10 protein-coding genes and 1 tRNA gene are annotated in these 12,801 nt (G+C 34.1%); all 11 read left to right on the top strand.

The window, feature by feature from the left end; all coding sequences use genetic code 11:
- A partial coding sequence (locus ABIN17_05530; GenBank protein ID MEO0284519.1) for a hypothetical protein occupies window positions 1-1,656 on the top strand: 1,656 nt, incomplete at its 5' end.
- 2 nt (window positions 1,657-1,658) lie between these two features.
- On the top strand, window positions 1,659-6,446 hold the full coding sequence (locus ABIN17_05525) for a DEAD/DEAH box helicase (GenBank protein MEO0284518.1): 4,788 nt from the start codon (window positions 1,659-1,661) through the stop codon (window positions 6,444-6,446).
- Between the two features lie 1,042 nt (window positions 6,447-7,488).
- Window positions 7,489-9,354 (top strand): T9SS type A sorting domain-containing protein, encoded by a 1,866-nt coding sequence (locus ABIN17_05520; protein ID MEO0284517.1) that lies wholly within the window; start codon window positions 7,489-7,491, stop codon window positions 9,352-9,354.
- Window positions 9,355-9,632: 278 nt separating this feature from the next.
- Window positions 9,633-9,706: transfer RNA gene (locus tag ABIN17_05515), tRNA-Trp, on the top strand.
- Between the two features lie 28 nt (window positions 9,707-9,734).
- Entirely contained in the window at window positions 9,735-9,890 is a 156-nt protein-coding gene (gene rpmG, locus ABIN17_05510; protein ID MEO0284516.1) for a 50S ribosomal protein L33, read from the top strand.
- A gap of 5 nt (window positions 9,891-9,895) precedes the next feature.
- The gene (secE, locus tag ABIN17_05505) at window positions 9,896-10,087 is read left to right on the top strand and encodes a preprotein translocase subunit SecE (GenBank protein MEO0284515.1); all 192 of its coding nucleotides are present in this window, start codon (window positions 9,896-9,898) and stop codon (window positions 10,085-10,087) included.
- Window positions 10,084-10,656: a transcription termination/antitermination NusG family protein gene (locus ABIN17_05500; GenBank protein ID MEO0284514.1), complete on the top strand. Its 573-nt coding sequence runs from the start codon at window positions 10,084-10,086 to the stop codon at window positions 10,654-10,656. The genes secE and ABIN17_05500 overlap by 4 nt, the downstream gene beginning before the upstream one ends.
- A 3-nt stretch (window positions 10,657-10,659) precedes the next feature.
- A complete protein-coding gene (gene rplK, locus ABIN17_05495; protein MEO0284513.1) occupies window positions 10,660-11,097 on the top strand; it encodes a 50S ribosomal protein L11 in 438 nt (145 codons plus the stop codon).
- Between the two features lie 11 nt (window positions 11,098-11,108).
- Complete coding sequence (gene rplA, locus ABIN17_05490; protein ID MEO0284512.1) at window positions 11,109-11,825, top strand: 50S ribosomal protein L1; 717 nt, start codon at window positions 11,109-11,111, stop codon at window positions 11,823-11,825.
- Window positions 11,825-12,352 (top strand): 50S ribosomal protein L10, encoded by a 528-nt coding sequence (rplJ, locus tag ABIN17_05485; GenBank protein ID MEO0284511.1) that lies wholly within the window; start codon window positions 11,825-11,827, stop codon window positions 12,350-12,352. Before rplA ends, rplJ begins: the two co-directional genes overlap by 1 nt.
- A 22-nt stretch (window positions 12,353-12,374) precedes the next feature.
- Window positions 12,375-12,767: a 50S ribosomal protein L7/L12 gene (gene rplL, locus ABIN17_05480; GenBank protein ID MEO0284510.1), complete on the top strand. Its 393-nt coding sequence runs from the start codon at window positions 12,375-12,377 to the stop codon at window positions 12,765-12,767.
- The last annotated feature ends 34 nt before the right edge of the window (window positions 12,768-12,801 follow it).

The raw sequence follows: 12,801 nt of genomic DNA, 5'->3' as shown, positions 1-12,801 counted from the left end.
ATACCAGAGCAGAAATTCAAAGCGATAAACAATATTCCACGGCAACTATCCTATAAATTGCTGTTAAATAATGGAAATGAACAAACTATTTCTGTAAGAGTAAGCAAGAATGAACAAGGCATTATAACAGTAAAGGAAAAAAGAAAATATTTAGAAGAACCATTAAAGGAGTTTAAGATTGTTTATCCAGATGAACTTCAAGGAAGAGTTTACATTTATAAACACAGAAATGAAATTCTATATCCATTTATTGCGACAGGAAATAACCGCGGTAGAATGCATTACCTATATAATGAGGAAGGGATTATTAATCCTCTTCCCAGAAAAAATGTTTGGTTCCTTCTTAAGGAAGATTTTGAATCAAGCATTGATCCAGATATAATTTACGAAAGATGGATTTGGGAAAAATACAAGCTAATATGTATTAATTTAAAAAATACCAATGAACTTGTGATAAAGAACAGGCAAACTGAAGAAGAGTTGAAAATACCTTGTAAGCTATCTTTTTTGGTAGAATCTGATGCATTAATTGAGGATGATTTCAAAAATCAAATGCCCCTATTTGCAGGTAATAGCATCAAAATAAAAGCACCAACAGTAAATCCATCGGGCTGGGTAATCTGGATCCAAAATAGGCAGGCAGGTTATAAAGTTATTACCGAGAATTGGACAGGCAGTGAGCCGTTAGAGTTAAAACTACCCGATTACCTACCTTGCGAATGTGGAGAATTTCAGGTGGATATCTGCGAACAGAAAGATGGATTTCCTGCTGAGACGCTATTCTTTCGTTATATCCCCTATCTTCAATTAATATATCCGAGAAGCCTTATAATCCCAGAGGCAAACAGAGGGCATAAGCAAGAAATTATCCAAATTCTTTGGGAAAGAGATTTTCAGGATTGGGAGTTAATAATTGACAAAGTGTTCCAATACAAGTATTTAGAAAATGGCTATCAGGTTGAACTTTCACCAGAACAAAATGTTCTTCGTTTTTCACTCGTGAAAAAAGATAAACCAGAGACCAAAACGGGTTTCCAAATAACTCTCAAGAGATTAAAATGGAAAACTTCAAAAGACGAAACATGGTATGATAAACCTCTACACATACAAAGAGAGGAATTGGTTACCGGAACAGATTTTTATCTTATGATTTGCACAAATGATTTTGATACAAAATATGATCTTTTGGCTATTCTCGAAACAAATGGCCAAAAGTTGCAAGAAGCAAAATTTATAAGAAAAGATATGACATATAACCTATTACTAAATCAGTTTTATGATACTATCAAGAAAAATAACGAAAGAATGATTATCAGGTTGGAAATTCGAATAGCAGGAGACAAAAAATTATTAAACCAAGTTGATGTTATACATTTACCTGGGATAACAAAAGAGAAACGCGAGGATAAACCACTAATGCCCTCAGTCACAGTTGAACTTTCGAAGAAGAGAAAAAACATGAAAAATATAAGACCTGATGTGATGGGTGGTGCTGGAAGGATTAGAAAAGGTAAAGGTTTTAGTAAAGGAGAAATAATTGAAGCTGGCATGGATATGAATGATATTCGTCGCTTAAATATTCCATTTGATAAACGAAGAAAAAGCATATATTCAAAGAATGTTGAAATTTTAAAATCATTAAAAGGAGGTAAATAAAAATGGCAATAGATCCGCTTAAAGTAACACAGAATATTAGAGAAAGTTATGTTAGATATTTAACAAGTACTTTTCGTTTAAGAGATGCAAATCTGCGTAAACTATTTCGCCAGGAAGCTGAGAAGTTCTGGTTTACGAATGGTCCAATATTAGAAGCAACACCACCATTTAAAAGGGGTTGTTATCTGAGAGATTTGATTAAAGAAGGGGTACTAACCGAGAAATTAGAAGAGGTTATTTATGGTGCCCTTCCTTATTTGCGTAACAGTCCTCTATATTTGCATCAAGAAAAAGCAATTAGAAAGATACTTAATGGTCGTAATGTGGTTATTGCTTCTGGCACTGCAAGTGGAAAAACTGAATGCTTTCTTATACCTATTTTTAACCATCTTCTGAGGGAATATGAAGAAGGTAAACTTACACCAGGGGTGCGTGCACTTCTGTTATATCCTATGAATGCATTGGCAAATGACCAATTGCGAAGACTAAGAGAAATTGCAAGAATTATGGAAAAGAAACTACAAGATGTGAATATCACCTTTGGCAGATATGTGGGAGATACACCAGAAAGTAAGAAAGAAGGGGAAGCACAATTTAGGTTTAGAAATCCAGGTGTAGAACCTGTAAAAAGTGAGCTTCTCTCAAGAGAGGAAATGCGAGAAAATCCACCCCATATCCTTATAACAAACTATGCAATGCTTGAATACTTACTTTTAAGACCGCAAGATTCGCCTTTCTTTGATGGCGAATACGCAAAGAATTGGAAATTCTTAATCCTGGATGAGGCACATATCTACAGCGGAGCTTCTGGTATTGAAATGGCCATGCTTATTCGCCGTTTAAAAGACAGAGTTTGTAAAAATATGGAGGGTGATCTACAATGTATAGCAACCAGCGCTACCCTGGTAAAGGAAGAGGAGGATTTTGGCAAAGTAGCAGAGTTTGCTACAAAACTATTTGGAGAAAAATTTGAATATGAACCACAGGATCCTCAACGACAAGATGTAATAAAAGGTGAAAAGATTAAAACTCAAATTGAAAAACCCACTATCAATTACCCGATCCAGTTATACTCGGAGTTAGATAGGGTAATTCGAGAAAAATCTGAAGATTCTATATTAGAGCAATGTTACGAAATCTGTAAAAAATTTGGTATCTCAGAAGATATTTTGAATGAGTCAAAAAAGCAGTGCAATGGCGATGTCAAAAGGTTTCTTTATGAGATCCTTTCAAAGGATGAAAAAGTTACAAAGTTAAAAAGTATATTAGAGGAAGGACCAAAAAATTTAGAGGACTGTATTAAACAAATTGCTGGGAAGGATATGTTATCGGATGAAGACCGCCAGCATGTCATCAGCCTTATCAATTTAGCTGTTCGTGCTCGCCCTGATAGAGAATCCTCCCCCATTTTTCCTGCACGCTACCATTTGTTTGTACGGGCACCGGAGGGTATTTTTGTCTCACTTTACCCTGAACCAAAAATATTTTTGGAAAGACGAGAATTAACGGAAGAGGGCTATCCAGTCTTTGAACTGGCATCTTGTCGCCGATGTGGACAAGAATATTTGGTTGGTGATGTTAAGGAAGGAAAATTGAAGCATTCTTTAGCTGAGGTAGACACTTTAAGGAGAAACAAATTCTTTCTTTTGTGGGAAGAGGATACCCAATTAGAGGATGATGAAGACCAAGAAGTTGCAGTGCCTGAGGAAATTACTGAAAGAGGTAAAACTTGGAAATTATGTATAAAATGCGGAGCAATATGGGATGACAAACCTGTATGCGCTTGTAACCACGAAAGTAACACGATACGAACCTTGATCGAGATTACCCCTAAGGGTAGTATCCTTAATAAATGTTATTTGTGCGGGTTGCGTTCTATTGACATCGTTCGAGAATTCATTTTTCAACAAGATGCACCAGCTGCAGTATTGGCTACAGCTTTATACCAGAATCTTGAAAAGGAAAGCATAAAGGAGAAAAAAATACTTATCTTTTCAGATAGCAGGCAGGATGCTGCATTCTTTGCTCCATATCTGGAATTTACATACAAAAGGATTCTGTTTCGGCGATTGATTGTTGAGGCATTACAGAAAAATAGAACCGAATCTGATTATAGACTTAAATCACTATGCGAAGATGTTTTACAACTTGCTGAAGAAAGTAATGTGTTTGACTCAGACATAGATAAAAAAGAGAAGAAAAAAGAGACCTGGAAATGGATTCTTCAAGATTTTTGCGGCATTTGGGATAGAAGAAATTCCATAGAGGGAGTTGGATTAGTATCGTTTATACCTATTATCCCTAAAGATTGGAAACCGATTAAAGAATTACAAGAGCCTCCATGGAATCTTAGTAATGAAGAGGCAATAGCTATATACCAAGTATTGCTTAACACTCTGCGTTTCAATATGGCTATTACTTTTCCCGAAGATGGTCCAGACCCTCAAGACGAATTCTTTTCTCCAAGAAACAAGGAGTATAAATTTAGAGGCGAGGGTTCTGATATAAGAAAAGGAATATATTCTTTTATTCCTGCTCCTGGGAAGTTAAATGCAAGGTTAGAATATTTAATCAAATTATATAAGAAGATTACTAAGAAAAGTGATGACAATGAGGAATGTAGAAAACTTTTAGGGAAAATATGGGAAGACCTTAGCAGAAACTGGACTGGAAAAGGTATCCATCAATTTAGTAATTCAAGGGACGGAGTGCTTTATAAACTTGACTATAAATATTGGAAAATTATTCAAGAAGATCAGAATTCTCCATGGTTTATATGCGATCGATGCGGGACAATTACACCTATAAGTGTGAAAGAAATTTGTCCTACTTTCAACTGCAATGGTAATCTTGAACCAATAGATGCACAAAATAGAGATGAGATTTTGAAAAATCACTATCGCTACCTCTATACTAAAATTTCTCCTGTAAAGATGACATCGCACGAGCATACAGCTCAACTTACCACAGATTATGCATCAAATATTCAACAGAAATTTATAAAAGGAGAAATAAATGTGTTAAGTTGCTCAACAACATTTGAATTAGGAGTTGACCTTGGCGAGTTAGAAGCAATATTTCTGCGTAATGTTCCACCCGAGCCATCAAATTATATTCAACGGGCTGGAAGAGCAGGCAGAAGACTTGATACTATAGGTTTTACATTGACTTTTGCCCAACTCCGTTCGCACGACCTTACATACTTTAAAGAGTCTGAGAAAATGGTGGAAGGAAGAATAAAACCGCCTGCAGTTGAAATCCGCAATGAAAAAATCATCTCTCGCCATCTTTATTCTGTTGTTTTAGCAGACTTCTTTAGAAATTATCCCGATTATTTCGGAAGTGTAGAATCATTCTTTAAACTGGAAAGTAAAGAAACTTCAGGAACAGAAAAATTGAGAGAATATCTTAAAACAAAGCCAAAGTCTATTTTGAAGTCATTAAAGAGGATTATCCCTTATGACCTCCATGCCATATTTGATATAGAAAATTGGGGTTGGGCAGATAGACTAATTGGCAAGGATGGAGCACTTACTATTGCTGATGAAAAAATAAGAGATGAATTTATACGTTTAAAAGAATATTATAAGAACAAGGAAGAAGAGTGGAAAGGCACGACTAATCAGAAAAAGAGAAATGAATTAAATAACGATATGGATTGGGCAAGCCGAAGATTAGAAGAGCTCAAAAGAAAACAACTTATAGATTTTCTCGCATCACATATTGTTATCCCAAAATATGGTTTTCCTGTCGATGTTGTAGAGCTCGCCATTTTATCCCATATCCCTGCCTCTAAGAATATACAACTAGAAAGGGATTTACGCATAGCAATCTCAGAATTTGCACCTAGTAGCCAGGTGGTTGCAAATGGATATGTATGGGAAAGTGCTGGTTTAAGAGTTGTAAAGAATAAAACTTGGCCAATTTATTGGTATGCTATTTGCGGTCAATGTGGCCGATTTTACATCAAAACAGGTACAATTGAGGAGACGCCACCTTCTTTCGTGTGTCATGGAAGTATTCCACGGGAAAAAGTGTACAAATTCATTACACCTATATTTGGTTTTGTAACTTCTAAAGATTTTAAGCCAAGAAAACCAGGTGAGACACGGCCTAAGAGAGAATTTACTACAAGACCTTATTTCTTTTCGTATAAAACTCCTGAAAAAAAGGAATTTTCTATCGGCAAATTCAAGATCAAGTGTAGGTATTCCACAGATGGTGAATTAGCTGTTATCTGTAAAGGAGGAAAAGGAGTTGGATTTTGGATTTGTTTTACTTGCGGAGCAGCCTTTTCTGAAAAGCAAAGAGGAAAACATAAAACGCCTTACGGAATAGAGTGTTCATCTCCACTAAGGGGACCGTCACATCTTGGACATACTTTTAAAACGGATGTACTTTCTATATTTTTTGAAGAACCACAGGTTAGACAAGAAGATGATAGTTTTTGGTATTCTTCGCTTTATGCAATTCTTGAAGGTGCAAGTCAAGCCTTTGGAATAAGAAGGCAAGATTTAGATGGTTGCCTTTATCCCTCTGAGGAGGGAGTTATGCTTATTCTATTTGACAATGTTCCTGGTGGGGCTGGGCATGTGAAACGCTTAATGGATGAGGAGAACTTTAGTGAAGTTCTTAAAAGTGCTTTGGCTCGGGTGAAAAATTGTTCCTGTGGTATGGAAACAAGTTGTTATGGTTGTCTTAGAAACTATCAAAATCAATTCTGTCATGAACAATTAAAAAGAGGAGTCGTTTTAAAATTTCTCGAAAGTAATCTAAACGGCGAGAAATGAAAGAAATGATAGAAATACCGCCAAGCAAAACGCTTCGCCACTATCGTGGTTTGCCCTCACATTTGTTCCTGTCGCCTAACCGAGCGTATTTGAGTCTGTGCCTTCAAGAGTAGTCCAAATTCCTCGCTTCGCTCGGAACTTCAGATACGCTCAGCCGTTATATGAAAAAAATTCACAAAAATAAGTTCTCTTAAGAATTTTTATCCACGAGAAGTTAATGATAAAGATTTTTAATGGTGGCTTACAATGTTGATAGAAACATCTAACGAGGCGAATTGGAACAAATAAGAATAAACTCTCTCAATGGAATTATAGGATATAAAGGGAAAGCAGTGCGAGGAAAATTGCCAAAGGCGATCGTTCGAGCCTGAGAACTGTTACTTTATTTTTGTTTGTATTGTGTGATAAATCTCATTTTTAAATTTCAGAAATATGGTTTGAAAGTTGTTTAATATCGGTAGCCAATTTTGATAACACGAACTGTGGATTTTTGGAAGGATAATCGGAAATCCCTTTTTTCTTTTTATCCCCTCAATTTCTTTTTGCTGGGCAAGATTTTAAAGATATTTGAGGATATTTTGAAGCATTTGAGAAGAAAGAAAAAAGATTAAAAAAGAACTCTCTAAAAAATTTTAAAGAAATATTAGATAGGGAGGAAAAAGTAAGGGGGGTTGCTTTAAAGAGACTTGAGATTATCAAATTTTTTGAAAAACATGCGGCGAGGCAACAAAAGATGCTTTTGGAGTTAAGAATGGCTACAGTAGATTTATGGAAAAAGCAAAATCAATAACATTTAGTAGACACTCCTTGTAATCGTATTGAACAAAAAAAATTCAATATTGAGTTAATCAATTACCTTTTCTTTTATAATACTAAAAAACCTCATAAATCTTTAAATAACTTTTCTCCCCTTCTTTTATTTTTTAAAAACATATATTAATAATCCTTATCAGTCTAAAATGTTATGGTATTCTACATCGTTTTGACTTTTTAAATAAATTTGGAGCAAAATTTAATTGTTAAAATTAAAAGGAGGTTAAATATGTGGGTATTTATAATAATCCAAATAATAAATGGGTTCCCTGTTGATAAAAAAGAGGTAAAAGGAGGCTTTGATTCACTGAATGTCAGATTCATAGGTAACTGGCCATTTGGTCCTTCTTATGCAGTTTCTTTTGATCCTTCAAGAAATCTTGTATTTTTAGGTTCACGTGGTGGTGTATATATTTTAGATGTTTCAAATCCTTCTAATCCTCAAAAAGTTTCAGAAAAAATTCATACAAGGGGGATTGTTTATGGTCTTTTTTATGAATCAGTAAATAAGAGATTATATATTGCAGCAAGACAGGGTGGACTTGAGATATGGGATGTTACAGATGCATCAAATCCAATCAAACTGGGTTATTATTTCACACCAACCTATTCTTACGGTGTTTATGTTTCAGGAAATTATGCCTATGTTGCTGCTGGGAGTGCTGGTTTAAGGATAATAAATATTTCAAATCCTTCATCACCATATGAAGCAGGATATTATGATACACCTGGATATGCATGTGATGTTTATGTTTCAGGAAATTATGCCTATGTTGCTGATGATTATGCTGGTTTAAGGATAATAAATATTTCAGATCCTTCATCACCATATGAAGCAGGATATTATGATACACTTGGATCTGCATATGGTGTTTATGTTTCAGGAAATTATGCCTATGTTGCTGATGCTTATGCTGGTTTAAGGATAATAGATATTTCAAATCCTTCATCACCATATGAAGCAGGATATTATGATACACCTGGATATGCATGTGATGTTTATGTTTCAGGAAATTATGCCTATGTTGCTGATTATGATGCTGGTTTAAGGATAATAAATATTTCAAATCCTTCATCACCATATGAAGCAGGATATTATGATACACCTGGATATGCATTTAGTGTTTATGTTTCAGGAAATTATGCCTATGTTGCTGATTATGATGCTGGTTTAAGGATAATAAATATTTCAGATCCTTCATCACCATATGAAGCAGGATATTATGATACACCTGACCAGGCATGGGATGTTTATGTTTCAGGAAATTATGCCTATGTTGCTGATTATGATGCTGGTTTAAGGATAATAAATATTTCAGATCCTTCATCACCATATGAAGCAGGATATTATGATACACCTGGACAGGCATGTGGTGTTTATGTTTCAGGAAATTATGCCTATGTTGCTGATGGGAGTGCTGGTTTAAGGATAATAAATATTTCAAATCCTTCATCACCATATGGAGCAGGATATTATGATACACCTGGCTCGGCACGGGGTGTTTATGTTTCAGGAAATTATGCCTGTGTTGCTGATTATGCTGGTTTAAGGATAATAAATATTTCAAATCCCTCACTACCATATGAAGCAGGATATTATTATACACCTGGATCTGCATGTGGTGTTTATGTTTCAGGAAATTATGCCTATGTTGCTGATCTTGATGCTGGTTTAAGGATAATAAATATTTCAGATCCTTCATCACCATATGAAGCAGGATATTATGATACACCTGGATATGCATTTGATGTTTATGTTTCAGGAAATTATGCCTATGTTGCTGATTTTGCTGCTGGTTTACAGATTTATGAATTTTATGGAGTAGGAATAAAGGAGAAAGATTTTTCAAAAGAAGAATTCAGATTATTAAATAATATTGTTAAAAACGAAATAAAGATTGAATTAAGTCCTTTGATTAAAGATAAAATAAGTCAATTTGAACTTTATAATGTTCTTGGTGAGAAAGTTAGAACTTATATGGTGAATAAATTAAATTCAAAAATTTCATTATCCGTGGATGGAATTTGCCCGGGTATTTATTTTTTAAAATACAATAAGGAGGAAAAAATTTTAAAAGTTATAGTTAATAGGTAAATTTAGTAGAAAGGACAAATAAGGAACTATTTATTTTTGGTGCCATATGAGGTAAATGGTATTTTATAAGGTAAAAGAAGTGGCATCTGAAACATTGAGATTATAAATAAAAGGAAAAATTTTTTTATGCAAAACAACATCAAGTCTTTAACACTTTTTCACCCCTTGAATACTTTTTGAAAAATTATATAAGGAACAATTATTATTCTAATATGTATATAAATTGTACATTTACTTGACAAATTGAATTTAATATTGTATAATTAAACACCCCAAATAGGCCCGTAGCTCAACAAGGTAGAGCGTCGGATTCCAAATCCGATGGTTGGGGGTTCAAATCCCTCCGGGCCTGTTTTTAATAGAAGGAGAATTACCTCTGAATGAGGGAATTATTTTTTTTAACCTGTTCAGTTTGTAAAAGAAGGAATTATAGAATTACAAAATCAAAGGATAAAAAGATGGTAAAAATGGAAATAAAGAAATACTGTAAATGGTGTAAAAAGCATACGGTGCATAAGGAAACTAAAATTAAGTAATAAATATGAATCCAGTTTTAAAATTTATAAATTTTTTGCGTGAGGTAAAGGTGGAAATGGATAGAATGGCATGGCCTGAAAGAAAAATAGTTATGAGTGCTACTATAGGTGTAATTATATTTTCGATTATTGTATCTATTTTTATTTTTCTGCTTGACTTTATTTTTTCAAGACTAATTGGTTTAATACTAAAATGAAAGATTTAAAAGATTTAAAAGAAGAAACTCAGTGGATAGTTTTCTGGACACTGTCAGGAAGGGAAAACAAAGTGAAAAAAATCCTTGAAAATTTTATAGAGGAAAAAAATTTAAAAGATAAAATAAAGCAGGTTCTCGTTCCTACAGAGACAAAAATTAGAATTTTGAAGGACGGAAGAAGAGTGCCACACCAGAAGCCCCTTTTTGCTGGATATGTGCTTGTTGAAATAAAAAAGGATGCAAGGGAAGTTATTACAATGCTTCAAAATTATGCAGGTTTAAGGCCATTACTCGCAAGAGACCCTACGAAAGATATTCCAATTCTTAAGAGAGAGGAAGTTGAAAAACTTCTTTTAACAATAAAAGAGGAGCAGGAAAGAAGAAAGGCAGAAAGTCCTTTTTTGCCAGGAGATAAGGTTAGAATTCTTGTTGGACCTTTTGAAAATTTCACAGGTATAGTTGATAAGGTATTCCCTGATAAAGGAAAATTAAATGTAGTTGTAACAATTTTTGGAAGAGCAACAATGGTTTCTGACCTTGATTTTGATATGGTTGAAAGAGTGAGGTAAAAAATGAAGGGAAAAAAAGAAATAGTAACCCAAATAAAATTACAAATACCTGCGGGGCAGGCCAATCCTGCTCCTCCCATAGGCCCTGCTCTTGGGCAGCACGGAGTTAATATAATGGAATTCTGTAAAAGGTTTAATGAAGCTACAAAAAAGATGGAAGCAGGGCTTATCATCCCTGTTGTTATAACTGTTTATAAGGATAGGTCATTTGATTTTGTTTTGAAAACACCTCCGGCATCTGTTCTATTAAAAAAGAAGGCTCAAATAGTAAAGGGTTCTGGAGAGCCCAACAAGGTTAAAGTAGGTAGAGTCACAAAAAAGGATATTGAAGAGATTGCTAAAATGAAGATGAATGATTTAAATGCAACTACCTTGGAAGCAGCTATGAGGATTATTGAAGGAACAGCAAAAAGTATGGGAATTGAAGTTGTAGAATCTTAAAGGAGGTAAAAATGCCAAAACATAGTAAAAGATTTTTGGCTTTACTTGAAAAAGTAGATAGAAATAAGTATTATAAACCTGAAGAAGCTATACCTCTTTTAAAGGAACTTGCGACAGCTAAATTTCCAGAAACAGTTGAATGTGCTATCAAGTTAAATGTTGATCCAAGAAAGGCTGACCAGATGGTTAGAGGAACATGTCTTTTGCCTTATGGAACTGGTAAAAAGGTTAGAGTTTTAGTTTTAACTCCTGGTGAGGGAGAAAAAGAAGCTCTTGATGCTGGAGCTGATTATGTTGGATTTAAAGAATATATAGATAAAATTAATCAGGGCTGGCTTGATTTTGATGTTGTTGTTACAACACCTGAAGCTATGAAAGAAGTTTCAAAACTGGGTAAAATTTTGGGTCCAAGAGGTTTAATGCCCTCACCTAAAACAGGGACTGTTACAAAAGATATAGGAAGGGTTGTGAAAGAACTTAAAAAGGGAAGGATAGAGTTTAAGGTTGATAAAACAGGTAATATTCATGCTCCGATTGGTAAGGTAACTTTTTCTGAAGTAGAGTTGATTGAAAATTTTTATGCTTTTTTAAATGAAGTTTTAAATGCAAGACCACAAGGTGTAAAGGGGAATTATATTGAGAAAATTACCCTTTCAACAACTATGAGTCCTGGTTTAAAAATAGATTTAAATTATTCAATTGAAGAAGCAAGAAGGAGGAAAACATAATGCCCTCAGCACAAAAAATTAAATCTGTTGAAAGTTTCACAAAAATTTTGGAAAATGTTAAGGCTATGTATGTGGTTGATTTTACCGGTTTTAATGTGGCTGAGCTCAACGAATTAAGAAAAAAAATAAGAGAGGAAAAAGGACTTTTAAAAGTTGGTAAAAATACTCTATTTAAAATAGCCCTGAATAAATTGAAAATAGAAGGGATTGAAAAGTTTCTTACTGGTGTTTCTGCTCTGCTTTTGGCTTATGATGATCCTGTTTCACCCTTAAAGGTTTTTTATGAATATTCAAAAGAGAAGGAAAAGGGAAAAATTAAGGGTGGTTATATAGAAGGCAGAATAATATCCGAGGAAGATGTAAACATACTTGCAAAATTACCTCCCAGGAATGTATTAATACAAAATTTACTTTCAAGAATGGGGGGGCCTCTTTATGGATTTTTATTTGTTTTAAATGGACTTTTAAGAAATCTTTTATATGTTTTGGTTGAAATTAAAAACAAAAAAGAGGGTTCTAATCCCTGATTAATTTTTTAAAAGGTTAAAAATGGCACAAAAATTAACCTTGGAAGAGATAATAGGTGGAATAGAAAACTTAACAGTACTGGAACTTGCGGAGTTAATTAAGAAACTTGAAGAAAAATTCGGAGTGTCCGCACAAGCTCCTGTTTTTGCAGCAGCTCCTGGTGCTGTCCCTAGTGTGGTTTCTGCTGAAGTAAAGGAAGAAAAAACTGAATATACTGTGATTCTCCAAGATGCTGGAGCTGAAAAAATAAAGGTTTTAAGGGAAGTAAGAGCAATAACAGGTTTAGGGCTTAAAGAGGCTAAAGAATTGATTGATTCTGTTCCAAAACCTATCAAAGAAGGTGTATCAAAGGAAGAGGCTGAAGAAATAAAGAAAAAACTTGAAGCTCTTGGTGCTAAAGTAGAGTTAAAATAAAAAGGAATTTTTCTTGATATAAAAAATATAAAAA

It is taken from the genome of candidate division WOR-3 bacterium (assembly GCA_039803925.1).
Taxonomy (GTDB): Bacteria; Hydrothermota; Hydrothermia; order Hydrothermales; family JAJRUZ01; genus JBCNVI01.
Note: the sequence above shows the minus strand (reverse complement) of the source record. Positions and strands in the feature narration are given on the sequence as shown.

What these genes read in the sequence shown, in the direction of transcription:
- ABIN17_05525 (MEO0284518.1), top strand. Translation starts at nt 1,659, where the DNA reads ATGGCAATAGATCCGCTTAAAGTAACACAGAATATTAGAGAAAGTTAT.
- ABIN17_05520 (MEO0284517.1), top strand. Translation starts at nt 7,489, where the DNA reads ATGTGGGTATTTATAATAATCCAAATAATAAATGGGTTCCCTGTTGAT.
- rpmG (MEO0284516.1), top strand. Translation starts at nt 9,735, where the DNA reads ATGAGGGAATTATTTTTTTTAACCTGTTCAGTTTGTAAAAGAAGGAAT.
- secE (MEO0284515.1), top strand. Translation starts at nt 9,896, where the DNA reads ATGAATCCAGTTTTAAAATTTATAAATTTTTTGCGTGAGGTAAAGGTG.
- ABIN17_05500 (MEO0284514.1), top strand. Translation starts at nt 10,084, where the DNA reads ATGAAAGATTTAAAAGATTTAAAAGAAGAAACTCAGTGGATAGTTTTC.
- rplK (MEO0284513.1), top strand. Translation starts at nt 10,660, where the DNA reads ATGAAGGGAAAAAAAGAAATAGTAACCCAAATAAAATTACAAATACCT.
- rplA (MEO0284512.1), top strand. Translation starts at nt 11,109, where the DNA reads ATGCCAAAACATAGTAAAAGATTTTTGGCTTTACTTGAAAAAGTAGAT.
- rplJ (MEO0284511.1), top strand. Translation starts at nt 11,825, where the DNA reads ATGCCCTCAGCACAAAAAATTAAATCTGTTGAAAGTTTCACAAAAATT.
- rplL (MEO0284510.1), top strand. Translation starts at nt 12,375, where the DNA reads ATGGCACAAAAATTAACCTTGGAAGAGATAATAGGTGGAATAGAAAAC.